Origin of the sequence: Nocardia abscessus (genome assembly GCF_015477775.1) — a bacterium.
GTDB lineage: Bacteria > Actinomycetota > Actinomycetes > Mycobacteriales > Mycobacteriaceae > Nocardia > Nocardia abscessus_A.
On sequence record NZ_JADLQO010000012.1, the window covers coordinates 212255 to 239108 of the forward strand.

The 26854-nt window shown below is 70.2% G+C and carries 27 protein-coding genes; 14 read left to right on the top strand and 13 right to left on the bottom strand.

Features of this window, described 5'->3' with window-relative positions; translation table 11 throughout:
- Positions 1-139 precede the first annotated feature (139 nt).
- From IU450_RS27390 to IU450_RS27400, 3 genes are all read left to right on the top strand, one after another.
- Positions 140-400 carry a hypothetical protein gene (locus tag IU450_RS27390; RefSeq protein ID WP_195152611.1) on the top strand — a complete coding sequence of 87 codons (261 nt, stop codon included), beginning with the start codon at positions 140-142 and terminating at the stop codon, positions 398-400.
- Between the two features lie 102 nt (positions 401-502).
- Positions 503-1357: a DUF4190 domain-containing protein gene (locus IU450_RS27395; protein WP_195152612.1), complete on the top strand. Its 855-nt coding sequence runs from the start codon at positions 503-505 to the stop codon at positions 1355-1357.
- Positions 1358-1407: 50 nt separating this feature from the next.
- Entirely contained in the window at positions 1408-2055 is a 648-nt protein-coding gene (locus IU450_RS27400) for a DUF2461 domain-containing protein (protein WP_195152613.1), read from the top strand.
- 21 nt (positions 2056-2076) lie between these two features.
- On the opposite strand, the gene egtD is transcribed toward IU450_RS27400, so the two are convergent.
- The 4 genes from egtD to egtA form a co-directional block, all read right to left on the bottom strand.
- Positions 2077-3048: an L-histidine N(alpha)-methyltransferase gene (gene egtD, locus IU450_RS27405; protein WP_195152614.1), complete on the bottom strand. Its 972-nt coding sequence runs from the start codon at positions 3046-3048 to the stop codon at positions 2077-2079.
- A gap of 17 nt (positions 3049-3065) precedes the next feature.
- Entirely contained in the window at positions 3066-3875 is an 810-nt protein-coding gene (gene egtC / locus IU450_RS27410) for an ergothioneine biosynthesis protein EgtC (protein ID WP_195152615.1), read from the bottom strand.
- An 87-nt stretch (positions 3876-3962) separates the two neighbouring features.
- The gene (egtB, locus tag IU450_RS27415; protein WP_195152616.1) at positions 3963-5309 is read right to left on the bottom strand and encodes an ergothioneine biosynthesis protein EgtB; all 1347 of its coding nucleotides are present in this window, start codon (positions 5307-5309) and stop codon (positions 3963-3965) included.
- Positions 5310-5445: 136 nt separating this feature from the next.
- A complete protein-coding gene (gene egtA / locus IU450_RS27420; protein ID WP_195152617.1) occupies positions 5446-6789 on the bottom strand; it encodes an ergothioneine biosynthesis glutamate--cysteine ligase EgtA in 1344 nt (447 codons plus the stop codon).
- Positions 6790-6965: 176 nt separating this feature from the next.
- Here egtA and IU450_RS27425 point away from each other — a divergent pair, with 176 nt between their 5' ends.
- Positions 6966-8156 carry an aminotransferase class V-fold PLP-dependent enzyme gene (locus IU450_RS27425; protein ID WP_195152618.1) on the top strand — a complete coding sequence of 397 codons (1191 nt, stop codon included), beginning with the start codon at positions 6966-6968 and terminating at the stop codon, positions 8154-8156.
- 34 nt (positions 8157-8190) lie between these two features.
- Here IU450_RS27425 and IU450_RS27430 read toward each other — a convergent pair whose 3' ends face one another.
- A complete protein-coding gene (locus IU450_RS27430) occupies positions 8191-8751 on the bottom strand; it encodes a TetR/AcrR family transcriptional regulator (RefSeq protein ID WP_195152619.1) in 561 nt (186 codons plus the stop codon).
- A gap of 101 nt (positions 8752-8852) precedes the next feature.
- Between IU450_RS27430 and IU450_RS27435 the strand changes: the two genes are divergently transcribed.
- Both IU450_RS27435 and IU450_RS27440 read left to right on the top strand, forming a co-directional pair.
- Positions 8853-9524 carry a lysophospholipid acyltransferase family protein gene (locus tag IU450_RS27435; protein WP_195152620.1) on the top strand — a complete coding sequence of 224 codons (672 nt, stop codon included), beginning with the start codon at positions 8853-8855 and terminating at the stop codon, positions 9522-9524.
- Positions 9525-9621: 97 nt separating this feature from the next.
- Complete coding sequence (locus IU450_RS27440) at positions 9622-11274, top strand: fatty acyl-AMP ligase (RefSeq protein ID WP_195152621.1); 1653 nt, start codon at positions 9622-9624, stop codon at positions 11272-11274.
- A 28-nt stretch (positions 11275-11302) separates the two neighbouring features.
- Here the strand turns inward: IU450_RS27440 and pth are convergent, their stop codons facing one another.
- On the bottom strand, positions 11303-11890 hold the full coding sequence (pth, locus tag IU450_RS27445) for an aminoacyl-tRNA hydrolase (RefSeq protein WP_043697814.1): 588 nt from the start codon (positions 11888-11890) through the stop codon (positions 11303-11305).
- Positions 11883-12479: a 50S ribosomal protein L25/general stress protein Ctc gene (locus IU450_RS27450; protein WP_195152622.1), complete on the bottom strand. Its 597-nt coding sequence runs from the start codon at positions 12477-12479 to the stop codon at positions 11883-11885. The genes pth and IU450_RS27450 overlap by 8 nt, the downstream gene beginning before the upstream one ends.
- A gap of 303 nt (positions 12480-12782) precedes the next feature.
- On the opposite strand from IU450_RS27450, the gene IU450_RS27455 reads away from it, so the two are divergent.
- The gene (locus tag IU450_RS27455) at positions 12783-14426 is read left to right on the top strand and encodes a peptide chain release factor 3 (RefSeq protein WP_195152623.1); all 1644 of its coding nucleotides are present in this window, start codon (positions 12783-12785) and stop codon (positions 14424-14426) included.
- Position 14427: 1 nt separating this feature from the next.
- Here IU450_RS27455 and IU450_RS27460 read toward each other — a convergent pair whose 3' ends face one another.
- Entirely contained in the window at positions 14428-14955 is a 528-nt protein-coding gene (locus tag IU450_RS27460) for a nuclear transport factor 2 family protein (protein ID WP_195152624.1), read from the bottom strand.
- 9 nt (positions 14956-14964) lie between these two features.
- On the opposite strand from IU450_RS27460, the gene IU450_RS27465 reads away from it, so the two are divergent.
- Positions 14965-15378 (top strand): hypothetical protein, encoded by a 414-nt coding sequence (locus IU450_RS27465; protein ID WP_195152625.1) that lies wholly within the window; start codon positions 14965-14967, stop codon positions 15376-15378.
- 31 nt (positions 15379-15409) lie between these two features.
- Here IU450_RS27465 and IU450_RS40095 read toward each other — a convergent pair whose 3' ends face one another.
- The gene (locus tag IU450_RS40095; protein ID WP_324197848.1) at positions 15410-16288 is read right to left on the bottom strand and encodes an Abi-alpha family protein; all 879 of its coding nucleotides are present in this window, start codon (positions 16286-16288) and stop codon (positions 15410-15412) included.
- 240 nt (positions 16289-16528) lie between these two features.
- Between IU450_RS40095 and IU450_RS27475 the strand changes: the two genes are divergently transcribed.
- Both IU450_RS27475 and IU450_RS27480 read left to right on the top strand, forming a co-directional pair.
- Positions 16529-17803: a hypothetical protein gene (locus IU450_RS27475; protein ID WP_416382909.1), complete on the top strand. Its 1275-nt coding sequence runs from the start codon at positions 16529-16531 to the stop codon at positions 17801-17803.
- Positions 17794-18687 carry an Abi-alpha family protein gene (locus IU450_RS27480; protein WP_195152627.1) on the top strand — a complete coding sequence of 298 codons (894 nt, stop codon included), beginning with the start codon at positions 17794-17796 and terminating at the stop codon, positions 18685-18687. Before IU450_RS27475 ends, IU450_RS27480 begins: the two co-directional genes overlap by 10 nt.
- On the opposite strand, the gene IU450_RS27485 is transcribed toward IU450_RS27480, so the two are convergent.
- Positions 18684-19271, bottom strand: coding sequence for a TetR/AcrR family transcriptional regulator (locus tag IU450_RS27485; protein WP_195152628.1), 588 nt, complete (start codon positions 19269-19271; stop codon positions 18684-18686). The genes IU450_RS27480 and IU450_RS27485 overlap by 4 nt on opposite strands.
- Before the next feature lie 76 nt (positions 19272-19347).
- Here IU450_RS27485 and IU450_RS27490 point away from each other — a divergent pair, with 76 nt between their 5' ends.
- Positions 19348-20100, top strand: coding sequence for an SDR family oxidoreductase (locus IU450_RS27490; protein WP_195152629.1), 753 nt, complete (start codon positions 19348-19350; stop codon positions 20098-20100).
- Between the two features lie 89 nt (positions 20101-20189).
- Positions 20190-21125: a 4-(cytidine 5'-diphospho)-2-C-methyl-D-erythritol kinase gene (locus tag IU450_RS27495; RefSeq protein ID WP_195152630.1), complete on the top strand. Its 936-nt coding sequence runs from the start codon at positions 20190-20192 to the stop codon at positions 21123-21125.
- Positions 21126-21404: 279 nt separating this feature from the next.
- Here IU450_RS27495 and IU450_RS27500 read toward each other — a convergent pair whose 3' ends face one another.
- Positions 21405-22253: an LLM class flavin-dependent oxidoreductase gene (locus IU450_RS27500; protein ID WP_195152631.1), complete on the bottom strand. Its 849-nt coding sequence runs from the start codon at positions 22251-22253 to the stop codon at positions 21405-21407.
- A 269-nt stretch (positions 22254-22522) separates the two neighbouring features.
- On the opposite strand from IU450_RS27500, the gene IU450_RS27505 reads away from it, so the two are divergent.
- Positions 22523-24334: an ABC-F family ATP-binding cassette domain-containing protein gene (locus IU450_RS27505; protein ID WP_195152632.1), complete on the top strand. Its 1812-nt coding sequence runs from the start codon at positions 22523-22525 to the stop codon at positions 24332-24334.
- Between the two features lie 115 nt (positions 24335-24449).
- Positions 24450-24656: a heavy-metal-associated domain-containing protein gene (locus tag IU450_RS27510; protein WP_043697887.1), complete on the top strand. Its 207-nt coding sequence runs from the start codon at positions 24450-24452 to the stop codon at positions 24654-24656.
- 76 nt (positions 24657-24732) lie between these two features.
- On the opposite strand, the gene rsmA is transcribed toward IU450_RS27510, so the two are convergent.
- Positions 24733-25614, bottom strand: a complete 882-nt coding sequence (rsmA, locus tag IU450_RS27515) for a 16S rRNA (adenine(1518)-N(6)/adenine(1519)-N(6))-dimethyltransferase RsmA (RefSeq protein WP_195152633.1) — start codon at positions 25612-25614, stop codon at positions 24733-24735.
- Positions 25615-25664: 50 nt separating this feature from the next.
- Positions 25665-26792: a transglycosylase family protein gene (locus IU450_RS27520; protein ID WP_228835178.1), complete on the bottom strand. Its 1128-nt coding sequence runs from the start codon at positions 26790-26792 to the stop codon at positions 25665-25667.
- Positions 26793-26854: the final 62 nt, after the last annotated feature.

A 26854-nucleotide genomic window follows, 5' to 3' on the forward strand; every position in this document is an offset into this window, starting at 1 on the left:
CCCGCGCCGGGTGCCGCTCAATTCTGGGCGTACCCGGCGAGTTACCCATGTTCGTACGAGACCGGGTGTCGCGTTGCAAGCGGCGAGTCTTCGCGTTCGACACCCGTTAGGCGCAGCGATCACTGGGGATACTGATGGTATGACCCGTGACCCGTTGGACACCGATATGGGGGATGACGACCAAGAGGACGAGATCCGCGAGTATCAGCGCAACATCGAGGATCCGCCCGACGATCTGCGCATCCGCTATCACGAGGACGAGGACGACGGCAGGCTGGGCATCGGCGACGAGCTGGACCAGGAGTGGACGCCGAACGACGGCCGCGCAGGAGACGTGGAGGCCGACGACCGCTCGGCCGAGGTCGCCGCGATCGAGATCATCGACGATCAGGACCTCTGAGACGAGTTCCCTCGACGCGCCACGCTGGCGCAATCGGGTATGACGGCGCGTTCACCGTGGTAGGCATAGGTTGCGTGACCGGGACGATACGAGGAGGGTGCGATGAGCACGCCGAAGGATCCGGAGCACACAGGCGACGAGCAGCGGCCGTCGGAGTCGCCGTCGTTGTCGAAGCGAGCCGGGGACAGTTCCGGTCACGAGCCTGCCCAGCCCCTGACCGGCGCCGCTCCGGCCCAGACACCTGGCGGACAACCTACCGAGCACGACCCCGCAGCCGCGCGGCCGCCGCAGAGCGAGGCGGGACCGCCGGACCAATGGTGGCAGCCGACCGGGCCGCCGCCCGCCGGACCGCTGGGCGGCCAGTGGGGCGCCGAGCCCAGCGGCCAGCCGGCCGAGCCGCAGCCTTGGGGTGCCGACAGCCCGGGTGGCCAGCAGTCCTGGGGCGCCGAACCCGCCGCGCCGGGTACTCCGCTGTCGGGCTCCGCGCCGCAGCCCACCGACGAATCGACGCACCGGTTCACGCCGGACGAGCACACGCGATACGGCTCCGGTGGGCAACCGCCCTATCCGCCGACCGGGCAGTCCGCCGAAGCCGAGCAGCTGTATCCGCCGACCGGTCAACCCGGATATCCGGCGGGCGGCGGGTACGGCTACCCGCCGTCGGGGCAGCAGCCGCCGTACGGCTATCCGTCCTACCCACAGCAGGGGTACGAGCCCTACGCCACCCAGCCGAGGCAGGCGGGCAGCCAGGTGTACTCGATCATCGGGTTCGTCTGCGCGGTCACCGCGCTGCTGTTCTGCCCGATCCTGTTCGGCCCGGCCGGGATAATCCTGGGCATAATCGGGCACAACAAGGGCGAATCGCTCGGCAAATGGGCAGCGATCGCGGCGGCCGTCGGAATGGTGATCGGCTTCATCGTGGGATTCGCCGTGTTCGGCGGAGACTTGTCGACGTAGATTTTCGGTATGCGTCTTTTCCGTGGCACCGGCACGACAGGTGCGCGAGCATGACCGGATTCGCGGGCTTCCCGCTGGCCGGACTCGACTTCTACGAGGACCTGGAAGCCGACAACTCCAAGGCGTTCTGGACCGCGCACAAGCAGATCTACGACGAGGCGGTGCTCGCGCCGATGAAGGCGCTGGTCGCCGAGCTCGAGCCGGACTTCGGGCCGGCCAAGATCTTCCGACCCTACCGGGACGTGCGGTTCGCCAAGGACAAGTCGCCGTACAAGACCGCGCAGGGAGCCGTGGTGCGGGCCGCACCGGGCGCGGGCTGGTACGTCCAGGTCAACGCCGGTGGCCTGTACGTCGGCGGCGGTTTTTACCAGGGCTCCCCCGACCAGCTCGCGCAACTGCGCGCCACCATCGATGACAACGTGCGCGGACCCGAACTGGCGGCGATCCTCGCGGAGCTCGCCGCCGCGGGCTTCACCATCGGCGGCGAGAAGCTGAAGACCAAACCCAAGGGCTACGACGCCGACCACCCGCGCATCGACCTGCTGCGGCACAAGTCCATCACGTGCGGCAGGGAATTCGGCGCGCCCGCCTGGCTGGAGACGCCCCGGGCGGCGAAGGAGGTCCGCGCCGCGTGGGAGACGATGCGGCCGCTGGTCGAATGGCTCGCGGCGGTGGTCGGCGGCGCACCCTCGCGGTGACCGCCGCCGACCGGCGCGCGGTCAGCGCCGCTGGGCGAGCACCAGGGCGAAGCGGTCGTCGGAATCGGTCCACACGTGACCGGTGGCGAAGCCCGCGGCGGCGAGTTCGGCGTCGAGGCCCTCGACCCGGAACTTCGCCGAGATCTCGGTGCGGATCTGTTCGCCGCGGCCGAAGCGCACGGTGAGGTCGAGGTCCGCGACCGTGACGGTCATGTCCTCGCTCGCCTCCAGCCGCATCTCGATCCACTCGCGCGCCGCGTCCCACACCGCGACGTGCCGGAACTTCTCCGGCGCGAAGTCGGCGTGCAGTCGAGAGTTCAGCACGTGCAGGACGTTCCGGTTGAACTCGGCGGTGACACCCGCCGCGTCGTCGTAGGCGGGGACGAGCACCGCCGGGTCGATGACCAGCCCGGCGCCGAGCAGCAGGTGCTCGCCCGGCTCGAGCACGGCGTGGATCCTGGCGAGGAATTCGGCCCGTTCCTCGGGGATCAGGTTGCCGATGGTGCCGCCGAGGAAGGCGATCATCCGGCGTCCCCCGCGCGGCAAGTTCCCCAGTGTGTCGGTGAAGTCGCTGACCACGCCGTGCACGGCGAGGCCGGGAAACTCGGCGGCGACCTCGTCGGCGGCGGCTCGCAGCGCCGCGGGCGAAACGTCCTGCGGGACATATTTCTTCAAGGGTGCGCGCGCACTGAGCGCGGTGAGCAGCAGGCGCGTCTTGGCCGCTGATCCCGCGCCGAGCTCGACCAGCACCTCGGCTTGCGCGGCGTCGGCGATCTCGTCGACCACCCGCTCCAGGAGTGCGCGCTCGGTGCGCGTCGGGTAGTACTCGGGCAGCTCGGTGATCTGTTCGAACAGTTCGCTGCCCCTGGCGTCGTAGAAGTATTTGGGCGGCAACCACTTCGGGTCGGCGGACAGCCCCAGCCCGGCGTCCGAGCGGAGCGCCGCGTCGAGGTCGGCTTCGGTGAGGTGGATGTCCAGCGAGGCTGCGGTCATGGCACGGGCCTTTCGGGTCAGAGGAGGGCGTCGACGGACAGCGCGCCGGGCCGGGCGCTCACCAGGCAGCGGTCCGGGATCGCCCGCCACCGGGGGTCGTCGTCGAACGGTTCGGAGGACATGAGCGCGAACTCGTCGGTGACCAGCACCGACAACGAGTGGTGGCAGGTGGTCGCCCACAGCTGCGCACCATCGGAGAGCAGAAGATTCAGGCGCGCTTCCGGCGCCCGGTCGAGGATCGCGGACACGAGCAGCCGCAGCGCCGCGGGCGCCGCCGACCACTCGCCGTCCGGTGCGCTGGTCGCCAGCAGATCGCACAGCAGCACCCAGAGCGTCGCCGCGTCGGTGGCCGATTCCGCCTCCAGCAGCCGGGCCGGGGTGAACAGATCCTCGGCGCCGAGCTCGGCCGCGATGAGCGCGAACTCGGCGGCTACGCCGGACAGGGTGCGGCGCCAGTCCGGAACCACGCCGTTGTGGCTGAACGCCCAGCGGTCGCGGGTGAACGGCGCGCACGCCGAGCGCTCGACCGGCATGCCGACCGTGGCCGAGCGCACCGCGCCGAGCACCGCGGCGGACTCCAACTGCCCGAGTACCTCGTCCACCGCCGGATCGGTCCAGATCGGTGCGGCGTTGCGGTAGCGGCTGGCGGTGACCGCGTCGTTCTCCGCGACGCGCCACCAGGCGACGCCGAAGCCGTCGGCATTGATGGTGCCGCCATGGCGCATATCGCGCGGGGCCCACGCCTGGGTGCGCAGTGAATGGGAGCCTAGGGTCAACATCTCGCCCACCCGCACCGGCGGGCCGACATAACCCAGGTGTCTACACATCCGCACCCGCCGAGGCCGCCTCCGCGAGGTACCGATCACACACCGCGGCACCGCGGTCCGACCGCCGCCCGGCGGGACGAGCGTCGCTCACTCGCCTTCTCCCGCGCGCAGGTCCCGCGCCAAGCGGAACCCCGCGAAGATCTGGCGGCGAATGGGGTGGTCCCAGTTGCGGAACGTGCTGCGGCAGGCCACCGGATCGGTGCCGAAGGAACCGCCGCGCAGCACCCGGTAATCCCCGCCGAAGAACACCTCCGAGTACTCCCGATACGGGAACGCCCGGAAACCGGGGTACGCCTCGAAACCCGAGGCGGTCCACTCCCACACGTCACCGATCAGCTGGTGCACGCCCGTCGCGGACGCGCCCGCAGGATACGCGCCGACCTCCGCCGGTTCCAGATGACGCTGTCCGAGGTTCGCGGTGGCGGCATCGGGTTCGGCGTCCCCCCAGGGGAAACGCCGCGACGCGCCGGTGTCCGGGTCGAACCTGGCCGCCTTCTCCCATTCCGCCTCGGTGGGCAGGCGCTTGCCCGCCCAGTTCGCGTACGCCTCGGCCTCGAACCAGCACACGTGCACGACCGGCTGGTGCGGCCGCAGCGGGGTCATCACCCCGAACACCCGCCGCCACCAGCGGCCGGACGGATCGCGCTCCCAGAACTGCGGCGCGACCAGACCCGCCTCGCTGCGATGCGCCCAACCCCGCTCGGACCAGAGCTCAGGGCGCTCGTAGCCGCCGTCGTCGATGAAGGCCAGGTACTGCTCGTTGGTCACCGGCGCGGCTTCGATCGCGAAACCTGGCACCACCACCCGATGGGCGGGGCGCTCGTTGTCCAGCGCCCACGCCTCGGTGGAGGTGCCCATGGTGAATTCGCCCGCGGGGATGACGACCTCCCCGGTGACCGGCGCCGCCGAGGTCGGCGCGCCCGCCGCGGACAGCACCGGCGAGCCGGTGCGCAACTGGTGGGTGGCCAGCATGGTCTCGTCGTGCTGCTGCTCGTGCTGGGCGATCATGCCGAACGCGAAACCACCGTCGATCAGCGGACGGCCGCGCAAGTCGCTGCGCTCCAGCACATCCCACACTTTGTCGCGGACAGTGCCGACATACCCGCGGGCCTGGGCGGGATCGAGCAGCGGGAGCTCGGGCCGGTTGGCGCGGGCGTGCTTGAAGGCGTCGTAGAGTTCGTCGATGTCGGAACGCACCGGGTCGCGCCCGCCGACGTCGCGCACGAGCCAGAGTTCTTCCTGGTTGCCGATGTGCGCGAGGTCCCAGACCAACGGGCTCATCAGTCGCGAATGCTGGACCACCAGTTCGGCTTCGTCGACGCAGTCGGTGAGGGTGTGGGTGCGCTGCCTGGCGCGGGTGAGGACCTCGGCGATCCGGTCGCGGAGCTGTTCGGCGCCGGAGTTGTCGGTCAGGGGGGAACGCGAAGTGGTCACGGGAAACGTCTCCGAGATTCGTGAGGATCGGCGTCGGCATCGGCACGGCCGCGGGACTCGATGCGGCTGCGGGCGATTCGGCACACGCCGGCCTGGTCGACCGGGGCGCCGTCGGGGAAGCGCGGCTGGTTCCTGGTCACGTGGCGGCTCCCGGAGGCTGCGCGTCGAGGCCGTGCTCGGTTTCCTCCTCGGTCGGGGTGTGACCACGACGACATCGTTCGGCGGCGGATTCGACGGCGCGGGCCGCCTCGTCGGTAGCGGTGTGCGCGGCAGCGAGCCGCAGCAGGGCGACCGCGGCGGCTCGCAGATCCGGGTCGGCCAATCCGTAGCGGGCGGCGTCGACCCAGCGCCCGGCCAGCGGCGCGGCGATCGAGCTCGCCTCCGCGACCACCGCGGGGCTGGACATGAGCGCGTCGATCACGTGCACCGGGACGGTCCACCCGTCGCCGGGCTGGGCGTCGATGTAGCGGACTTCCAGGTGGCCCGAGGCGCGCACCGGCGGGAACAGCGTGGTCAGGTGATAGTCGAGGTCGCCGATATCGGGGCGGCGGCCCACCTCGTCGTCCAGAGCGCCGGACAACCAGTCGGCGAAAGTCGCACCGGGCGGCGCGAACCACCCGTCCTGGCCGTCACCGGGTGCCGCGACGCCTTCCGGCCTGCGCACGCACAGCAGCGGCACGTCCAGCGCCCACTTGCTGTACGCGGCCACCGGATCGGCCCAGTCGAGCACCGGCGGGCGGGTCCGGGTGTTGTCCAGCCGCAGCCAGGCCCGCATGCGCTGAGACGCCCAGGTTCCGGGCGGCGCGCCACGCAGGGCGGGGGAACATGCGAAGGCGGCCACCAGCGCGGGGCCGACGGCGTAGAGGGCGGTCCAGCGGGCGGTGACGTCCGCGTGGTCGGCGCCCGCGTCCACGCTGACCTGGGTGGCCGCGGTATTGCACATCATCAGCTTGCCGAACGGCCCGATGCCGCCGAAGGCTCGCTCCATCGCGCGGTAACGCGGGAGCTGGAGCAGGCGTTTGGGGCGACGGTCGGCGTCCGCGGCGACGGAAACGGGACGGATGGACCGGGATTCGAGGAGTTCCCGCAACAGGCGGGCATCGTCGCGCAGGCGATCACACAGCTGCGCGGCAGCGTCGTAGGGAGCGCTGGAGAGTTCGATCTGACCACCGGGTTCGAGAGTGACCCGGCTGCCCCCCGGCAGAGCGAGCGCCGGTGAATCGGGGGCGATGGACCGTGGTGCGTACGGTCCGAGCGCGTCCGCCAAGGCGGACAGCTGGGGGCGCGGAGCGGCCGCGGGGCCGGACGCCGAACACTCACCGTGCACCGTGAGCCACTCCAGTTCGGCGCCTATCAACGCGGGTGGGCCGAGCTTGAAGCACACCCCGCCGATATACGCCTCCGCCGCCGCTCGGGAGGACAGTTCCCCCTGCTCGGTGGCACAACCGGCCGACTCAGGACTCTCGAGCGTGACCGCCATGCCAACCTCCAGTAGGCGTTCGGGACGTAGTCCGCTGCTGTTCGGTTATCGCCGTTCGGCGCGGCGGTATTCCACTCCCCGGCCGAAATCGCATGCGGCGACCCATCCAGCGTAGCCACGCATGCCGACAAGAAACCGACATGAAGCCGAACATTCCACCCGATAAGGTCGGCTGCATGCTGGATGACGATCGCGTACGAGCCGACACGCCCGGGTGCGTATCCGGGCCTGGACCCGGCCCCGTTTTCCTCGACAGCGCCGGATCGTCGCTTCCGCCGCGGGTCGTCACCGACACCGTCGTCGCGCATCTACGGCGAGAATCGGAGATCGGCGGCTATCGCGCGGCGAACGAGCGGCTCGACGACCTCGCCGAGGTCAAGACCGCGATCGCCGCGCTGATCAACGCCACGCCCGAGAGCATCGCGCTCAGCGACAGCGCGACCCGCTCGTGGGCGGACTTCTTCTACTCGGTCCCGCTCGCCGCGGGCGACCGCATCCTGGTCTCCGAGGCCGACTACGCCAGCAATGCCATCGCCGCCTTGCAGCGCGCCCGCGCCACCGGCGCCACGGTGGAGAAGATCCCGAGTGACGGCAGCGGGCAGATCGATCTCGACGCGCTGGCCGCGCTGGTGGACGAACGGGTCAAGCTGGTCTCGGTGCTGCACGCGCCGACCAACGGCGGGCTGGTGAACCCGGCCGCCGAGGCGACCAGGATCGCGCACTCGGTCGGCGCGCTGGTGTTGCTGGACGCCTGCCAGTCGGCCGGGCAGCTGCCCATCGACGTGGCCGAACTCGGCGTGGACGCGCTGTCGGCGACCGGCCGCAAGTGGCTGCGCGGCCCGCGCGGCACCGGGTTCCTGTACCTGCGGCCGGAATTGGCGCGCTCGATGGAACCCGCGCGCCTGGACCTGCACGGCGCGGAATGGACCGGCCCCCACGATTACCGGCTCGCGCCCGATGCCAGCCGCTTCGAGTTCTGGGAGTGCGACGTCGCGGGCCGCCTCGGCTTGGGCGCGGCCGTGCGATACCTGCTCGAGCTGGGCCCGCACGAGGTCTACGCGGCGATCGCGGCCCGCGCCGAACACCTGCGCAAGGCGCTGCCGGAGATTCCCGGCGTGACGGTGCGCGACCTCGGCATCCGGCACAGCGGCATCGTCTCCTTCACCGTCGACGGCGTCGACCCCGTCGAGGTGCGCGACCGGCTGCTGGCGCAGGACATCACGGTCACGGTCAGCCACGCCGGCTCGACCCTGCTGGACATGACCGGGCGCGGTCTGCGGTCGGTCGTGCGCGCCTCGCCGCACTGCTTCGTCGGCTTCGATGAACTCGACCGATTCGTCGCCGCGGTGGCAGCGCTGCGAGCCTGAGCGGCGGACGCGGAAACCCGTCCCGGACAGCGGTTCAGGCCAGGTGCACTTCGAGTGCCCTGGCCACCAGAGCCGCCACGTCGACGCCCGGTTCGACCAGACGCAAGCTGCGATCGGCCCGCACGGTGGCGATCCCGTGCAGATTGGTCCACAGGGCGATGGCGCGTGCGCGCGGATCGATCGAGCCGGAGGTCGCCGCCGCGGCGACCAGGTCGGCGAAGCGCGCGAACAGCGGCAGGGTGACCGACCGCAGATTCTCGCCGGAGCCCTCGAGCAGGTCGTGCCGGAACATCAGGCTGAACATTTCCGGCCTGCGCCCGGCGAACTCGATGTACTCGGCGCTCATCCGGGTGAGCCGCTCGCGCGCGGACCCGGCGTCCACCTCGGCGAACCGTTCCGTGAGGTCGGCGAACCCGCGCGCGGCGACGGCAGCCAGCAGTGCGCGGTGAGTCGGGAAGTGCCGCCGCGGCGCACCGTGGGAGACGCCCGCGGCCCGGGTGATCGCACGCAGTCCCAGTTGCGCCGCACCGACCTCTTCGAGCAGGTCGACGCCCGCGTCCACCAGTCGATCCCGCAGCGATTCGCTCTCCACCATGAAGACATTGTCTACGGCCGGGACCGCCGGGTCACATCGAGTAGACAGTGTCTGCCGAATCGGGTAGACAGTGTCTACGAATTCGCCTCCTGGAGGTTCCCGTGTGGTATCCGCTGTTCAAGTACGTCTTGCTCGGCCCGGCGCTGCGGTTGCTCGGCAGACCCGCGGTTACCGGGCTGGACAACATTCCGCGCACCGGGCCGGTCATCATCGCGGCCAATCACCTCGCCGTGATCGACTCGCTGTATCTCGCGCTGGTCGTCCCGCGACGCGTGACGTTCCTGGCGAAACAGGAGTACTTCACCGGAAAGGGCCTGCGAGGCCGGTTCAACCGGTGGTTCTACTCGGTCTCCGGACAGGTTCCGGTCGATCGGACCGGTGGCAGCGCGGCCGCGGACGCACTCGCCGCCGCCACCCAGATCCTGGCGGCGGGCGGGGTCTGGGCCATCCATCCCGAGGGCACCCGATCCCCGGACGGGCGGATCTATCGCGGCCGCACCGGCACCTTGCGGGTCGCGATGGCCACCGGAGCGCCGGTCGTTCCGGTGACTCTCGCGGGCACCGACCGGGTGAACCCGCGCGGCAGCCGTCTGCCGCGTTTCGGCAAGGTGCGCATCGAGTTCGGGGCCCCGCGCCGCTATCCGGCGACCGAGCAGCGTCACCTGGTGCGCGCCGCCACCGACGAACTGATGCGCGAGATGGCCGCGCGCTCGGGCCGGCACTACGTCGATCGCTACGCGGCTACCTTCCGGACACGCGCATCCCGCCGCTGACCTGCGCCCCCAGAAAGGGGGTTAACGCGGCACCGCGATGGCGGGATAGTTGGGGGAGGCCGGTTCCCGGCGAGAGCTGGTGGTTAGGAGATGAACATTGAGCAGGTTCACCGACGAGATGTATGCCACGGCGCGGACCTCCGAGCGCGGATTGGTGACCGGCGAGCCGGGCGCCCCGCTGCGGCGCACCTGGGCCGAAATCCACCGTATCGCTCGACGGATGGCGGGCGGGCTGGCCGAAGCGGGCATCGGGCACGGCGACGCGGTCGGCGTGCTCGCGGGCATGCCCGCCGACATCGCCCCGTCCTGCCAGGCCGTCTGGATGCGCGGCGCGTCGATCACCATGCTGCACCAGCCCACTCCGCGCACCGACCTGGTGGTCTGGGCGCGCGACACCGAGACCGTGCTGACCATGATCGAAGCGCGCGCGGTCGTGCTCGGCGCGCCGTTCGAGGCAGCCGAGCCGCTGCTGCGCGAACGCGGCATCACCGTGGTGCGCATCGACCAGCTGCCCGACGGCCCGGACACCGACCCGGTGCCCGCCGCCGAGGGCGATATCGCCTTGCAGCAGTTGACTTCCGGTTCGACCGGGTCGCCCAAGGCGGTGCGGATCACGCACGAGAACTTCTTCGTCAACGCCCACGCCATGTTCGACCGGGTGAAATTCCAGCTCGATGACGACGTGATGGTCAGCTGGCTGCCGCTGTTCCACGACATGGGCATGGTCGGATTCCTCAGTGTTCCCATGCAATTCGGCGCCGAAGTAGTCTGCGTGACGCCGCTGGACTTCCTCACCAGGCCGCTGCTGTGGGCCGAGTTGATCAGCAAGTACCGCGGAACCGTCACCGCCGCGCCCAATTTCGCGTACTCACTGCTGGCCAGGCGACTGCGGCAGGCCGACGACGGCGCGTTCGACCTCAGCAGCGTGCGCTACATGTGGAACGGCGCCGAACCGGTGGACCCGGACACCATGGACGCCTTGGCCGCGGCCGGGAAGCGCTTCGGCCTCAATCCCATGGCGCTCACGCCGGTCTACGGCATGGCCGAGACCACGCTCGCGGTGTCCATCCCGGATCCCGGCCACGGCCAGGTGCTCGACGTGATCGACGCCGATCTGCTCGAGGCGCTCGGCAAGGCGGTGCCCGTACCGGAGGAGCACGGCCACCCCGCCAACATCCGCCGGTTGCCCACCCTCGGCTACCTGGTCGACCACTTGGAGGGCCGGATCGTCGACAGCGAACGGCAGCCGCTGCCCACCCGGTCGGTCGGCGTGATCGAATTGCGCGGTCCCGCCGTCACTTCCGGGTACGTGACGATGGACGGGTTCCAGCCCGCCCAGGACAACGAGGGCTGGCTGGACACCGGCGACATCGGCTACTTCACCGACGAGGGACTGATCGTGGTGTGCGGCCGGATGAAGGACGTCATCATCATGGGCGGCCGCAACATCTACCCCACCGACATCGAGCGCGCCGCGACCAGGGTGGACGGGGTCCGTCCCGGCAACGCGGTGGCGGTGCGGCTGGACGCGGGCCAGAAGCGGGAGAGTTTCGCCGTGGTGGTGGAGAGCGGCAGCCACCAGAACCCCGAGGAGGTCAAGCGCATCGAGCGCGAGATCGTGCACGCGGTGTTCGCGGAGGTAGGCGCGCGGCCGCGCACCGTCGCCGTGCTCGGGCCGGGCGCACTGCCGAAGACCTCCTCCGGCAAACTGCGCAGGGCCGCGACCGCGATGCATCTACCCCGGGGCTGACCGTCCCGGCGCCGAGTGCGGGTGCGGCTCAGTGCAATTGGTTCTGCGCGGTCTCCAGCCCGACGCGCAGCAGCAGCTCCACCGCGTCGGCGGCCTGCTCGACGATCACCGGCACCTCTTTGCGCTCCGGCGCGGAGAACGGTTTCAGCACGTAGTCGGCCGGGTCCTGGCGACCCGGCGGACGGCCGATGCCGATGCGGGTACGCAGATAGTCCTTGGTGGTCAGAGCGCTGGAGACCGAGCGAAGGCCGTTGTGCCCGCCCTCACCGCCACCGCGCTTGAGCCGGATCGCGCCGAAGGGCAGGTCGAGTTCGTCGTGCACGACGATCACCTCGGTCGGCGGCACCGAGAAGAATTTCGCCAGCGCGGCCACCGGCCTGCCGGACACGTTCATGAACGATCGCGGCTTGGCGATCAGCACCTGGCGTCCGTCCAGCCGCGCCTGCAACAGGTCGGCGCCGGATTTCTTGTGCACACCGAAACGGCCGCCGACGCGCTCGGCGAGCACGTCGGCGACCAGGAAACCGACATTGTGCCGGGTGCGCTCGTACTCGGGACCGGGGTTACCCAGTCCGACGACGAGCGCGGGCCCGGCGGACGATTCGGTGCTACTCAGCGCTCTCGCCCTCGGCCTCGGCCTCTCCCTCGGTGGGCTCGGCGGCCGGGGCGGCGATGACGTTGACGATCAGGGTCTCGGCATCGGCGGCCAAGGTGACACCGGCGGGCAGCTCGAGCGCGCCCGCGGTGATCTGGGTGCCCGCCTCGATGCCCTCGACGGAGACCTCGATGGCCTCGGGCAGCTTCATGGCGTCGGCCTCGATGGAGACGGTGGTGGCCTCCTGGGTGACCAGGGTGCCGGGGGCGGCGTCGCCGGTGACGGTCACGTTCACATCGGCGACGACCTTCTCGCCGCGCTTGATGATCAGCAGGTCGGCGTGCTCGATGTAGCGGCGGATCGGGTGCACCACAACGGACTTGGTCAGCGCCAGCTGCTTCTTGCCGTCGATGACGAGGTTCAGCACCGCGTTGGTGCCGTGCTCGCGCAGGATGGCGGCGAAGGCCTGGGCGTTGACCGACAGGTGCTGCGGGTCGGACTGGTGGCCGTACAGCACGGCCGGGACGTTGCCCGAACGACGGGTGCGGCGGGCTGCGCCCTTGCCGAACTCGGTGCGTACGGATGCTTCGAGAAGGTTGACGTCGGACATGACTGGATCTACTCCTACGGCTCTTCCGGGCTGGCAATTACACGTCAGGGGTTCCGCACACCTGACGGGGTGGTCTACTCGTCGGGGCGAAGACCGAACGAGGACGGCCGGAAGCCGCGCCGCGTCGATCACGGTGTCGCAAACTTGGTCTGCGGTCACCCTCGCCGAGACAACCCGAACACCATACCCCAGCGCACGAGCGCTCTTTGAATCGGGTGGTCACCCGCGGTTCGGCTCGCGCTCGGGCGCGTCGCGTACGCTGGCGGGGTTGCCGATCGGTCGTCTGCGAAAGGTTGTCTTGCGTTGAGCGCCTCCCCTGAGGGTGTTGTCGCGCCCGCACCCCGCGGGTTACCCGCCGAGGTAGCCCGCCGGCGCACGTTCGCGGTGATCTCCCACCCCGACGCGGGCAAGTCCACGCTCACCGAGGCGCTCGCCCTGCACGCCAGGATGATCTCCGAGGCGGGCGCGATCCACGGCAAGGCCGGGCGCAAGTCCACGGTCTCGGACTGGATGGAGATGGAGAAGGCGCGCGGCATCTCGGTCAGCTCCACCGCGCTGCAGTTCAACTACCGCGCCGCGGGCTCCGACGTCGACAATGTGATCAACCTGGTCGACACCCCCGGGCACTCCGATTTCTCCGAGGACACCTACCGGGTGCTCACCGCCGTCGACGCCGCGGTGATGCTGATCGATGCCGCCAAGGGCCTCGAGCCGCAGACCCTGAAGCTGTTCCAGGTGTGCAGGCACCGCGGCATCCCGGTGATCACCGTGATCAACAAGTGGGACCGGCCGGGCCGGGCGCCGCTGGAACTGCTCGACGAGATCGATGAGCGGATCGGCCTCACCCCCACCCCGCTGTTCCTGCCGGTCGGCATCGCGGGAGACTTCCGCGGCCTCCTGCGCCGCGGCCCGGACGGCGCCCCGCTGGAATACATCCACTTCACCCGCACCGCGGGCGGCGCGACCATCGCGCCGGAGGAGTCGCTCACGCCCGAGGCCGCCGAGGCGCGCGAAGGCGAGCCGTGGAACACCGCCGCGGAGGAGAGCGAGCTGCTCTCGGCCACCGGTCAGGACCACGATCAGGAACTGTTCCTCGCCGGGCAGACCTCACCGGTCATCTACGCCTCCGCGATGCTGAACTTCGGCGTGCGGCAACTGCTGGAGACGCTGGTCGCGCTCGCGCCGCCGCCGGGCTCGCGGCGTGACGTCGACGGCAAGCCGAGGGAGACCGGCGAGCCGTTCAGCGCGGTGGTGTTCAAGGTGCAGGCCGGTATGGACGCCGCGCACCGGGACCGCCTGGCCTTCATGCGGATCGTGTCCGGCGAGTTCGAACGCGGCATGGTGGTCACCCACGCGCAGACCGGGCGGCCGTTCGCCACGAAGTACGCGCTGACCGTGTTCGGCCGCGAACGCGCCACCGTCGACACCGCCTACCCGGGTGACGTCGTCGGCCTGGTCAACGCGACGGCTCTGGCGCCGGGCCACACGCTGTTCGTGGACAAGAAGGTGGAATTCCCGCCGATCCCGTCGTTCGCGCCGGAGCATTTCGCCGTGCTGCGGGCGCGGTCCGCGGGCAAGTACAAGCAGTTCCGCAAGGCCGTCGACCAGCTCGACTCCGAGGGCGTGGTGCAGGTGCTGCGCAACGACATCCGTGGCGACGCCTCCCCCGTCCTGGCGGCCGTCGGCCCGATGCAGTTCGAGGTGGTGACCGCGCGCATGCTGACGGAGTTCAACGTCGAGACCACCATGGAGCACCTCGGCTACACGCTGGCCCGGCGCACCGATGCCGCGTCGGCGGAGGAGCTCGGGCGCCAGCGCGGCGTGGAGGTGTTCACCCGCTCAGACGGTGCGCTGCTCGCGCTGTTCAGCGACAAATGGCGGCTGCAATACATCGAGAAGGAGCACCCGGCGCTCACCTTGGAGCCCCTGGTCGCCACCGCCGACTGAGTCAGCCGGCCTCGGACTCCGTCCGCATCGGCGGAGTGCCCGGGTCGCGCTCGACCGAGGAGATGCCGTCTTCTTTGGCGATCAGGCCCCAGCGGCTGGAGGTCAGGCGCAGGCTGGGCAGGTCGCTGAGCGAGAGCACCACTTCGTAGGTGCGTTCGTAGCCGGTGTGCGAGATCCGCCAGCGGCCGTCGTCGCAGCGGACGTAGCGGTCGGTGTAGAAGGCCGCGCCGCGCAGCAGCATGTTGTGGCCCGGAATGAGGACCGTGTCGGCGAGGTACCAGGTGCCGTCGGCCGTGTCGCCGTCCACATCGATCTCGGGATGATCGCAGCGGTGCTCGGTGATCACGTGCGGCCCGAGCGTGTTGCGCATGAACGCGATGAACGCCTCGCGCGATTCGAACTGGAGATATTCGCTGTAGGTCGCGGTCGCCTCGGGGATCATGGTGTCCGCGAACTCATCCCATGATTTGGTGTCAAGGGTGCGCAGATAGCGGTACTTCAGCCGGGAGATCGCCGCGATGTCGTCCACCTCGCGCTCTTGGCCGACACCCGGTCGCGGATCGCCGCGCACCTGGCCGAAGTCGATCGGTCCCGCGTCGAAGCGCAGCCGACCGCCACCGGCGCGCCGGTCACCCTGATCCCGCTCACCGGTGGTCGTCGCCCGCTGGCCGCGACCCGGCCCCGAACCGCCCGGATCGACGTCCCGCTCACCCTGCTCCGGTCCGCCGGAATCGATGTCCACCCCGCCGCGCCCTTGCCGGCCCGGGGAGAATTCCGGGTCGTCGCGCTGCTGACCACCGGAGCCCGTACCCCGGTCACTACGCACTTGCCCAGCGATGCCCAAACCTGGGTCGCCGCGCCCCTGCCCGCCGGTTCGCTGATCCATACCCTCAACAATCCCATCCCGGAGGCCGGATTGGGAGAGTTGTATCAGATTGCTATCACGGCGTAGGGAAACAATCCGTCGAAGATCAACTCGGGCGTCAGGACCCGATCGTGAAGCAGGTGCGGCAGAAGTCCTCGCCGAACTCGGTCAGCCGGAGACTCTTGCGCACGATCTTCGGCGCCCGGCCCGCTTTCTTCAGCGCCGCCTCCACCACGGGCTGCACCTCGAGCACCATGTACCGGCTCAGCACCACCGGATCGTCCGAGGTCAGGGTCAACCCGAGGCGGTTGAGGTTGATCAGGTAGGAGCGCGCGCGGTCCGGGTAGCGCACTCCGGCCTGCTCTGGCACCGAGGTGAGATCGCCCTGCACCAGTTCCGAGCCGATCCCGAGCGGGCGGTTGGTGCGCACGTCGACCGACGGCTGCGGGCCGTTGAGCGCCATGAAGCGCAGGATGCGCGCCTCGTCGGGCGCGAGCTCGTCGAGGATGCGGTCGTAGGCCGGGTGCACGTCCTCGGTGAAGTAGACGTCGGCGGACCTGGCCAGCAGCGCGTCACCGCGGCGGCGCAGTTCCTCGCTGCTGGCCGAGCGGAAGTAGGAGTTCACCGGCAGCGCCTGCTGCGAAGTGGGGCCGTTGGAGGTCGGGACGTAGCTGACGATCTCCCGGACCGAGCCCTCGGTGACGCCGAGCGCGCTGCGGGCGATGGAGCGCAACGCGTTTCCGGTCCGCTCGGCGATCTCGGCCGAGGACTCCCCGTCCAGGGCGGCCTGGGTGATCTCCCTGGTGACCTCGTAGGTCGTGCCGACCGCCCACTGGCTCCCGCGCACGACGGTACCCGCGGCCACGCCTGCCGCTCGGAACACGCCGCGGATCAGCCGGGCCTCGTTGCTGATCTGCCGCTGTTCGACATCCGAACTGCGCTCGACGGCGCGGGGACCTGGCCTGGCCACGTCCTGTCCGGTCCTGTCGTCTGCCACGTTTTCTCCGATATCGCCGGGGGAACGAATCCGCTCCACAGATTACTTCCCCTTGTGTCGCGGGTCATTCGCACCACCTGACTCGGACAGTCCGACCGGCACGCGGCGCACAATAAGGTTTCTTTGCCGAGGGGGTGCTAGTTTTGGGTGCCGGTGAGGCGGCGATCACCGGTGTATCGGCAGGAGGGTGTCGTGTTAGAGAGCGTATTCGGAATCCACCCCACGATCCTCCTCGAGCTCGTGACCATACCCCTTTTCACCGGCGTGATCGGCTACATCACCAACTGGACCGGCGTGCTCATGCTGTTCAAGCCGGTCGCCTTCCACGGCTTCCGAGTTCCCGGTCTGCGCGCGGTGTATCCGTTCCTTCCCAAGCGAATTCAAGTTCTTCCCCTGCTGAGCTACGACGGCCGCTTCGGCTGGCAGGGCATCGTCCCCTCCCGTGCGGACAAGATGGCCAGCATCGCGGTCGACAAGGGCCTGGCCAAACTGGGCAGCGTCTCCGACTTCTACCGGGAACTGGAGCCGGACAAGCTGGCCGAGCACCTGGCGAGCATCGCCGACGCGCAGATCAAGGACATCGTCGAGGACATCCTGCGCCGCGAGCATCCCCAACTCTGGTACAACCTGCCCGCCCAGGTGCGCGACATGGTGCACGACCGGGTGCGCCAGCAACTGCCGGAGATCCTGCGCGAGCTGACCGAGGAATTGGGCGCGAATATCGATCAGCTGCTCGATGTGAAGCAGATGGTGATCCGCTACTTCCAGGCCCGGCCGCATCTGCTCAACACGCTGTTCCAGGTGCTCGGCGCGAAGGAACTGCGATTCATGCAGAACTTCGGTTTCTACTTCGGCGCGCCGATGGGCGTGGTGCTGGTCGCCGCCCTGCATCTGACCGGATGGCCCAGCCTGGTCGTACTGCCGCTCGGTGGCGTGATCATCGGCTGGGTGGTCAACTGGATCGGCATCAATATGATCTTCGCGCCCGCCTATCCGAAGTGGTGGGTTCCGTGGCGGCAGGGCCTGCTGATCAAACGTAAGTCCGAAATCACCGACGGCTACGCGGAATTGGTTTCCAGCCAGGTGATCACCGTGGCGAATATCGGCGACGAGTTGCTCAACGGCCCGCGCTCGGATCGCACCATGCAGATGCTGGAGGACACGCTGCGCCCCGCCGCCGACCGCGCGCTCGGCCCGGCGCGTCCCGCCGTCAAGTTCATGCTCGGCAGCCGCGAATACGACTCGTTGCAATCCACGTTCACCAGCGAAGCCATGGCCATCGCGCCGATCGCGTTCGCCGACCCGGAGTTCAACGTCCGCCAGGGCAGGCAGATCAACGAATACATCGCCAGGCAGATGGCGATGTTGTCGCCGCCGGACTTCGTCGACATGCTCCGCGCGGCCATCAAGCAGGACGAATGGCTCCTTTTCGTCCATGGCGGCGTGTTGGGGCTGTTCGCCGGATACGCTCATATCCTGATCTTCGGAACGGGAGTGGCGACATCATGGCTGTAGCGGGTCCGGACGGCGGCGATATCGAGGCCGTCGAGCACCTCGACGCGGCGGCGGCGAATGCCGAGCCATCGCAGGAGATCGCCCGGCGGCCGGCTTCGGACATCGCTCGCACCGACGAATTATCCAGACGGGTAACGGTTCCCGTGGCCACCGTGCGCGCCGCGACGGGCGTCGCCCGGGTCGCGTGGACCGCCGTCACCGGGGTGACCTCCTGGGGTGTCGGCACCGCGGTCGGCGTCACCTCGACCGTCGTGCGGCGCAGCATCGAGGGAGCGCCACCGCGAGAGGTGTTGGCCGAGGCCGAGTCCGAGGTCCGCGACGCGATGCGCAAAGCGCTGGGCCTCCCGGTCGCGGCGGAACCGACCGCGCAGGACGCCGTGCCGACGCTGCGTGAACAGGGCGCCGCGCTGCTGCGATTGTCGGCCAACCCGCACGGCGAGGACGACAATCACCCGGCCTTCGCGGGCATGATCGCCGAGCTGACCCCGGACGAGGCGCGCATCCTGCGTTTCCTGCATCTGGACGGGCCGCAGCCCTCGATCGACATCCGCACCGGGCGCCCGCGCGCACTCGGCTCCGAACGCCTGGGCTCGATGCTCACGCTGATCGGCGAGCACGCCGGCCTGCGCTTCCCGAACCGGATCCAGCAGTACCTGACCAACCTGCGCAGGCTCGGCCTGGTCGAGCACGCGCGCGAGCCGGTCGGCAATCCGAACCGGTACCAACTGCTGGAGGCGCAGTCGCCGGTGCGGGAGATGCTGAAGCGGTCGGGCTTCGGCACCAAGGTGATCTACCGCAGCGTGGTGCTCACCGACTTCGGGGCGGACTTCGTGCGCACCTGCCTGCCGGTGGTAGTGCAGGACGGACGGGCCTCGGGGCACTAGGTTCCCCAGCCGCGCAGCGCGAGTTCGGCCACCTGCTCCAATTCGGCCCGGCTCGCGCCGTCCCGCGCCGCCTGGGACATTCCCTGCATCACCGTGCCGACATAGCGGGCCAGTGTGCGCGCGTCCAGATGGCGCGGCAGGGCCTCCGCGTCGATGTCGGCCTGGATGCGTGCGGCGAACGCGTCGATGTTCCGGTTGCGCATGTCGCGCAGTAGATCGGCGATCTCGGCGCTGGTGGTGTTGACGGCCGCGCTGTTCACCAGGCAGCCGTGCGGGCAATCCGGCCGGGTGTACTCCGTCGCCGCCTCGCGCAGGATGCGCCGCACGGCCGCGTCGGCGGTGCGCTCCTCGGCGAGCGCCCGCGCGACGAATCCGCCGTAGCGCCCGCCGAAATTCGCGACGACCTCGGCGAACAACGTCTTCTTGTCCCCGAACGCCGCGTACAGACTGGGCGCGCCGATACCCATCGCCGCGGTCAGGTCACCGATCGACGTGGCCTCGTAGCCGCGCTCCCAGAACAGCCGCATGGCCTGGTCCAGCGCCGCACCCCGGTCGAAGGATCGGGGCCGTCCGCGGGTGCTCATGGCGCAATTTTATAGCGCTCACTAGATAATGTGCTAATTTCCTTTCTGTAGTGACCGCTAGAGAAAGGGGCCCGCGATGGGCGCACTGACGGGCAAGACGGCATTGGTGACCGGAAGCAGCCGGGGCATCGGCCGGGCGATAGCCGAACGGCTGGGGCACGACGGCGCGCGCGTCGCGGTCCACTACAACGCCGACGAACACGCGGCGAAGGCCACCGTCGCCGCGATCGAGGCAGCGGGCGGCGCGGCATTCGCAATCCGCGCCGAACTGGGCGTGCCCGGTGACGCCGAGGCGCTGTGGGCGGCTTTCGACGCGCATGCCGACGGACTGGACATCCTGGTGAACAACGCGGGCACCGACGGCATCCGGGAGCCGATCGCCGGGACCGACGAAGCGGCGTTCGACCGCGTCTTCGCGATCAACGCCAAAGCGCCCTTCTTCGTCACCCGCCTCGGCCTGGACCGGCTGCGCACCGGTGGGCGGATCGTCAACATCTCCACCGGACTGACCCACGGCGCGTACATGCCGCAGCTGATCGCCTACACCATGACCAAAGCCGCGATCGACAGTTTCACCACCGTGCTCGCCAAGGAGGTCGGCGCGCGCGGCATCACCGTGAACGCTGTTGCGCCGGGCATCATCGACACCGATATGAACGTCGGCTGGCTGCGCAACGCCGAGACACAGGCGGCGGTGGCGGCGATGTCACCGCTCAACCGCGTGGGGCAGCCCGCGGACGTGGCCGACGTCGTCGGGTTCCTCGCCTCCGACGAGTCGCGGTGGGTGACCGGGCAGTGGATCGACGCCACCGGCGGCGGGCTGCTCTGACGCGCCGGGAGCGCTCCGCTGCGCCCGCTCCTCTTCGGCGCCGGCTACGGACCGGCGTCGCCCGGCGACTCCCATTAGGCTTGTGCACCGTGCTGTCAGTAGTGCCGAGTCCCGTGACCGTGCGGGCGCCGTCGAAGGTGAACCTCCATCTCGGAGTGGGCGACCTGCGTGCCGACGGCTACCACGACCTGACCACGGTGTTCCAAGCACTGTCCCTGAGCGACGATCTGGAGATCTCCCCGTCGGGGTCGCTGGCCGTGCGGGTCACCGGAGAGGGCGCCGCGGAAGTGCCGACCGACCGGACGAACCTGGTATGGAAGGCGGCCGTCCGGCTCGCCCACCTGGGCGGCCGCGCTCCCCTGGTGGAAATCGCCATCGCCAAAGGTATTCCGGTGGCCGGGGGCATGGCGGGCGGCAGCGCCGACGCCGCCGCCGCGCTGGTCGGGCTGAACGAGCTGTGGGACCTGGGCTTGTCCAGGGAGGAACTCGGCGCGGTTGCGGCCGAACTCGGCAGTGACGTGCCGTTCGCGCTGCACGGCGGCACCGCGCTCGGCACCGGTCGCGGTGAGCGCCTGTTGCCGGTGCTGTCGCGCAATACCTTTCACTGGGTGCTCGCCTTCGCCAAGGGCGGCCTGTCCACGCCCGCGGTGTTCGCCGAACTCGACCGGTTGCGCGAGCACGGCGACCCGCCTCGGCTCGGCGAGCCGCAGCGGCTGATGCAGGCGCTGGCCTCCGGGGACCCGGGGCAGCTCGCGCCACTGCTCGGCAACGATCTCCAGGCGGCGGCGGTGTCGCTGAAGCCGGAGCTGCGCCGCACGCTGCGGGCGGGCGTGACCGCGGGCGCGCTGGCCGGGCTGGTCTCCGGCTCCGGGCCCACCTGCGCGTTCCTCTGTGAGAGCGAGGAATCGGCCATCTCGGTGGCCGCCGAACTCGCGGGCGCGGGCGTGTGCCGCAGCGTGCGGACGGCCAGTGGGCCCGTGCCGGGTGCGCGCATCCTCAGCGGCGAACCGTCCGGGAAGCACTGACCGCCGCGGACCAGCGCGCCGGCTTGCGGGTGACGACAGCACCGCGCTGGTCGAGCAGGGGCGCGGTCCAGCGGGAGCACAGTCCGCCGCGGTATCAATCACGCCGCGGCGAGCGCCGCCGGGTCGAGCGCATCGCGGCGGCGACATGCGGCTCGGTCGGCGCGGACGCGCGAATCCGTTCACGGTTCCCGCGCCTATCGGGGCGCGGGCCCTCCGCCGGCGATGGCGGTCCGCTCACCGCTCGGACATCGAACCCGCGCACCCGGTCTACAGCGTTGCTCAGAAAAGCACGTCGGCGAGCCGGTCGATTTGATCGGCATCGCGTCCGTAGCAGTAGAACATGACCTCGTCCGCGCCGAGATCATCGAATTCGGCCACGGTCGCGCGGATCTGCGCGGGCGTGCTGAGCATTCCGGCGAGAATGCCTTCGGTGTAGCCGCTGAACGCGTAGTAGGCGCCCATCGATGCGCGGGCGTCCTCGATCACCTCGTCGGGGCCGAGCGCCACGTTGACCTGGGCGACGATTCTCGGCGCACCCGGCCGGCCATTGTCCGTCCAGGAACGGCGCACGGTGTCGAAAAGCCCGCCCGCCCAGGAGGGCGGTGCGGCGGCGAGGAACCCTCCACCGCACCGGCCGACGCGCTCGAGTGCGGCGGGCTGGAAACCGCCGAACAGGATTTCCGGTCCTTCCGGTCGCAGCGGCGCGGGGCCGATCGGCCCGCACTCGTCGCTGAAGGGCTCCCCGGACCACAGGCGGCGCATGAGCGCGATCTGCTCGTCGAGGCGGCGGCCCCGAGTCCGCGGGTCGGTGCCCGAGGCGAGATGGTCGTCGGCGCGGCCGCCGACGCCGAGGCCGAGCACCAGACGGCCGCCGGACATGCGGTCCAGCGTGGCGACCTGCTTGGTGAGCAGCACCGGGTCGCGCAGTGGGGCGAGCAGCACTTCGGTCTGGAGCTTGACGCGAGTGGTCGCACCGGCGAGCGTGGCCAGCGCGATCAGCGGTTCGGGATTGTCGTAGACCAGCCGGTCCAGCAGGCCGAGTGTGCGGAACGGGCCCGCGTCGGCGCGCCGGGCCCAGGCGAGCAGGGCGGCGGGATCGGAAATGGGCAGGCCGAGGCCGACGTGCATGGGAATCCTCCAGAGGACAAGCGAATGGGAACGGTGGCCGCCCGCCGACACCTCGATACGAGGCGGGCGACCCACTCTGCGGCTGTACTTCTGGGGAGCGCCGATTCGGTTTCAGTGAACGAACAGTGTTCGTTCGATGCGAATCTAAACGAACAACGTTCGTCCCGCAAGCCTGCCCGCCGTTCGCCGGGCCGACGGCCGCCCTGCCCCGGTCGGTACGCTGACTCGGGGCGATCATCGGGCCGCCCGCGCAAGACACGGAAGGATCCATGTCCAACCTGATCAACCTCGAACAGGTCCACAAGAGCTTCGGGATCAAGCCGCTGCTGGACAACGTCTCGCTCGGCGTGCACGCGGGCGAGCGGATCGGTGTCGTCGGCCTCAACGGCGGCGGCAAGACCACCCTGCTCGAGGTGCTCACCGGCATCGAGGAACCGGACAGCGGCCGGGTCAGCAGGCTCGGCGGCCTGCGCATGGCCGTGGTGACCCAGCGCGGTGTCCTGCCCCCGGGCGCGACGGTCGGTTCGGTGGTGCTGGCGGGCCTGGCCGACGACGCCATGACCGACGAGGTCGCCGAGCACGAATGGGCCGCCGACCCGCGGATCCGCTCGGTGATGGACGGTATCGGCATCGCGGATCTGGGCATGGACACCCTGGTGGACAACCTCTCCGGCGGCGAACGCCGCCGGGTCGCGCTCGCCGCCGCGCTGGTGCGCGAACTCGACCTGCTGGTGCTGGACGAGCCGACCAACCACCTGGACGTGGAGGGCGTGCAGTGGCTGGCCGAGCACCTGCTCGGCCGCCGCAGCGCCCTGGTCGTGGTGACGCACGATCGCTGGTTCCTGGACACCGTCGCCACCAACACCTGGGAAGTGGTCGGCGGCAAGGTCGAAAGCTACGAGGGCGGTTACGGCGACTGGATCTTCGCCCGCGCCGAGCGCGCCCGTCAGGCGGACGCGAGCGAAGCCAGGCGACGCAACCTGGCCCGCAAGGAACTGGCCTGGCTGCGGCGCGGCCCGCAGGCGCGCACCTCCAAGCCGCGCTACCGGGTCGAAGCCGCCGAAGCCCTGATCGCCGACGTGCCACCGCCGCGCGACAGCGTCTCGCTGGCCGCCTTCGCGCGCAAGCGCCTCGGCCGCGTGGTCGTCGAACTGGAGGACGCCACGCTCACCACCCCGGACGGCCGGGAACTGGTGCGGGACCTGACCTGGCGGCTGGCGCCGGGCGAGCGCGTCGGCCTGGTGGGCGTCAACGGCTCGGGCAAGACGACGCTGCTGCGCGCGCTGGCCGGAGACACCGGCCCGGACGGCTCGACCCTCGCCGCGGGCAAGCGCGTCCAAGGCCAGACCGTGCAGATCGGCTGGCTGCGCCAGGAACTCGACGACCTGCCGACCCATCTGCGCGTGCTGGAGGCGGTGCAGCAGGTCGCCCAGCGAATCATGCTGGGCGACAAGGAGGTCTCGGCGGGCCAGCTGGCCGAGCGGCTCGGCTTCACGCCCGCCCGCCAGCGCACGCCGGTCGGCGACCTGTCCGGCGGCGAGCGTCGGCGCCTGCAACTCACCCGCATCCTCATGTCCGAGCCGAACGTGCTGCTACTCGACGAGCCGACCAACGACCTGGACATCGACACCCTGCAGCAGCTGGAGGACCTGCTCGACAATTGGGCGGGCACGCTGGTCGTGATCAGTCACGACCGGTACCTCATCGAGCGGATCTGCGACTCGACCTGGGCGCTGTTCGGCGACGGCAGGCTCACGAACCTGCCCGGCGGCATCGAGGAGTACCTCGCCAAGCGCGCGACCCTCGCCGCGAACCGCACGCGCGCCGCGGCTCCGGAGGCCAAGCCCGCCGACGCCCCCGCCACCGACGCCGCGACCTACCGCGCGGCCCGCAAGGAGCTGACCCGCTTGGAACGCGCCATCGACAAGCTGTCCGAGCGCGAGCAGCGCTTGCACACCGCGCTGGCCGACGCGGCCACCGACCCGGACAAGCTGGTCACCCTGGGCGCGGAACTCAAGCAGGTGCTCGCCGAGAAGGAGACGGCCGAAGAGCGCTGGCTGGAACTGGCCGACGGCGTGTGAGCCGCACCGCCGTCACTGCCTCGCGACCCTTGCACGCAGATACCCTTAGGGGGTATGTTTCAACCGTCGGGATACCCCCGGATCGTATGAGAATCTGGATGCGAAGGAGTCGGACATGCCCACCACCACCTACACCGTCACGGGGATGACCTGCGGGCACTGCGTCAGCTCCGTCAAGACCGAGATCGGCAAGATCGACGGTGTGACGAGCGTCGACGTCGACCTCGCCAGCGGCGCGGTCCGGGTCGACAGCACCGCGCCGATCGCCGAGGCCGACATCGTCGCCGCCGTCGACGAAGCCGGTTACGAAGTCGCCGTCTGATCCGGTCTTCGCACACCCGCGCGGCTCCGCGCACCGGCCGATGCCGGTGCGCGGAGCCGCTGCCCTATGGGCAGTGCTACGCCTGGGCCGCCAAACGGACGAAGGCGGCGGTGTTGAGCGTTTCGCCGCGCGCGGTGGGGGCGATGCCCGCGGCGAGCAGGCGGCGCTCCGCTTCGGCGGGTGACCCGGCCCAGCCGGCGAGCGCCGCGCGAAGGGTCTTGCGGCGCTGCGCGAAGGCGGCGTCGACGACCTCGAAGACGCGGCGGCGGTGCCCGGCGTCCATCGGCCACGGCGGCTGGTCGAAGCGATCGATCCGGACCAGACCCGACTCGACCCGTGGCACCGGCCAGAACACCTGGGTGCCGACCGCGCCCGCGCGCCGGACCGTGCCGAAGAAGCCCGCCTTCACACTGGGGACGCCGTAGGTCCGGTTGCCCGGCTCGGCGGCGAGCCGATCGGCCACCTCGGCCTGCACCATCACCAAAGCGACCGCGATGCCGGGCAATTCGGCGAGCAGATGCAGCAGCACCGGCACGGCCACGTTGTACGGGAGATTGGCCACCAGCGCGGTGGGCTCGGCGGGCAGGTCCGCGGCGGTGACCCGCATCGCGTCCGCCTCGACCACCGACAGACGCCGCGCCAGCTCCGGCGCACGGTCGGCCACGGTTGCCGGAAGGTGCCCCGCCAGCACGGGATCGATCTCGACCGCGACCACCGAGTCCACCACGTCCAGCAGCGCGAGGGTCAGCGAACCGAGACCGGGCCCGACCTCCAGCACCACGTCCCCGCGCCCCACCCCGGCGGCCGCGACGATCCGGCGCACGGTGTTCGCGTCGTGCACGAAGTTCTGGCCGAGCTGCTTGGTCGGCCGCACTCCGAATCGCTCGGCCAGTACCCGCACCTCGGCGGGCCCGAGCAGGGCCGCGCTCCCACGAGCGGAGATTTCAGGTTCGGACACCTCGAGAATCTATCAACCGCGCCGCGGCGACCCTCGGGGTCCGGTGAGCGTCAGCTGATGCCGAGCCGGCCGGTGCACGCGGGCCAGGCGCCCCAGCCCTGCCGCTGCCGGGTGATCTCGGCGATGGCGATCTGCTCTTCCCTGGTGGCCAGATCGGCGCGCGGCGCGTACCGCAGGCCGCCTTGGCGCTCCCAGGTGCCCTGGTCGAACTGCACGCCGCCGTAGTAACCGTTGCCGGTGTTGATCGACCAGTTGCCGGTGGACTCACACCGGGCCAGCGCGTCCCAGATCGCGCCGTCGCGTACGGGCGGCACCTCGGTGCCCGGCTTGGCGCCCTTGCGGACGGTCTTCGGCTGCGCCGCCACGGTCACCGTGGAATTGACGGCCCGACGGTCCACTTCCTGGCCGTTGACCATGGTGACCGCGAACGTGACGTTCTGCACGCCGGGCGCGCCGGGCGATTCCACCACCGTGCGGCTCATGTTCATGGCCGGGTCTTCGATGACGTTCTCCGGCGGATCCAGCGGCAACGTCTCGGTGTGCTGTTCGACCCGCTTACGCGTCACCGTGACGCGCAGACCGTTCGTCAGCGGCGTGGACGCGGCGGGCTCGACGGTGTCCTGCTCGACCAGCGGGATGCCGGACACCTCGAGGAATTTGCCGACGGTGGGGGCGGCGGCGCGCACGTCCACCGGATTGCCGATGCCGTCGACCAGCGAGACCATGCGCGGTGTCGCGATCAGCAGCGTGGCGCCCTGCAGCGGGAGCCGCTCGTCGCGGGCGGGCGAGACGTAGACCTCTTTCGGGATCTTCAGTTGCTCGAGCGCCTCTCCCGCGGTCACGCCGGTGGTCCACACCTTCTGCGTCATCCCGTCGACGGACAGATCGACTTCGCGGGCGCGGTTGAGCGTGATGGTCGCGCCGTCGGCGATGTGCGCGGCCAGGGCGGGCGCCACCTTGTCCCGGTCGGTCACGGCGAAGCCCGCGGCCTTCAGGACGCCGCGCACGTCACGCGACATGGTCGTCTGGAACAGCTTCTCGCCGTCCACGACGACGGCCACCGTCTTGCGGTTCACGATCGCGAGCCCGGCGCCGACGATCAGCGTCAGCAGCAGCGCGGCGACCGCGATGTACAGCAGCGGCGAACGCGACTGGTTGATCCGCGTGAAGGGGGACATGGTCACAGTACGATAACGAGGGGGAACGGGGCCGACAACCACAAGCTGCGGAACAGCACCTT

Coding starts and splice junctions, on each gene's coding strand:
- IU450_RS27425 (WP_195152618.1), top strand. CDS start 6,966: ATGCTGGATGACGATCGCGTACGAGCCGACACGCCCGGGTGCGTATCC.
- IU450_RS27490 (WP_195152629.1), top strand. CDS start 19,348: ATGGGCGCACTGACGGGCAAGACGGCATTGGTGACCGGAAGCAGCCGG.
- IU450_RS27500 (WP_195152631.1), bottom strand. CDS start 22,253: ATGCACGTCGGCCTCGGCCTGCCCATTTCCGATCCCGCCGCCCTGCTC.
- egtC (WP_195152615.1), bottom strand. CDS start 3,875: ATGTGTAGACACCTGGGTTATGTCGGCCCGCCGGTGCGGGTGGGCGAG.
- IU450_RS27400 (WP_195152613.1), top strand. CDS start 1,408: ATGACCGGATTCGCGGGCTTCCCGCTGGCCGGACTCGACTTCTACGAG.
- IU450_RS27510 (WP_043697887.1), top strand. CDS start 24,450: ATGCCCACCACCACCTACACCGTCACGGGGATGACCTGCGGGCACTGC.
- IU450_RS27485 (WP_195152628.1), bottom strand. CDS start 19,271: ATGAGCACCCGCGGACGGCCCCGATCCTTCGACCGGGGTGCGGCGCTG.
- IU450_RS27480 (WP_195152627.1), top strand. CDS start 17,794: ATGGCTGTAGCGGGTCCGGACGGCGGCGATATCGAGGCCGTCGAGCAC.
- IU450_RS27505 (WP_195152632.1), top strand. CDS start 22,523: ATGTCCAACCTGATCAACCTCGAACAGGTCCACAAGAGCTTCGGGATC.
- IU450_RS27395 (WP_195152612.1), top strand. CDS start 503: ATGAGCACGCCGAAGGATCCGGAGCACACAGGCGACGAGCAGCGGCCG.
- IU450_RS27450 (WP_195152622.1), bottom strand. CDS start 12,479: ATGTCCGACGTCAACCTTCTCGAAGCATCCGTACGCACCGAGTTCGGC.
- IU450_RS27520 (WP_228835178.1), bottom strand. CDS start 26,792: ATGTCCCCCTTCACGCGGATCAACCAGTCGCGTTCGCCGCTGCTGTAC.
- egtA (WP_195152617.1), bottom strand. CDS start 6,789: ATGGCGGTCACGCTCGAGAGTCCTGAGTCGGCCGGTTGTGCCACCGAG.
- IU450_RS27390 (WP_195152611.1), top strand. CDS start 140: ATGACCCGTGACCCGTTGGACACCGATATGGGGGATGACGACCAAGAG.
- egtD (WP_195152614.1), bottom strand. CDS start 3,048: ATGACCGCAGCCTCGCTGGACATCCACCTCACCGAAGCCGACCTCGAC.
- IU450_RS27430 (WP_195152619.1), bottom strand. CDS start 8,751: ATGGTGGAGAGCGAATCGCTGCGGGATCGACTGGTGGACGCGGGCGTC.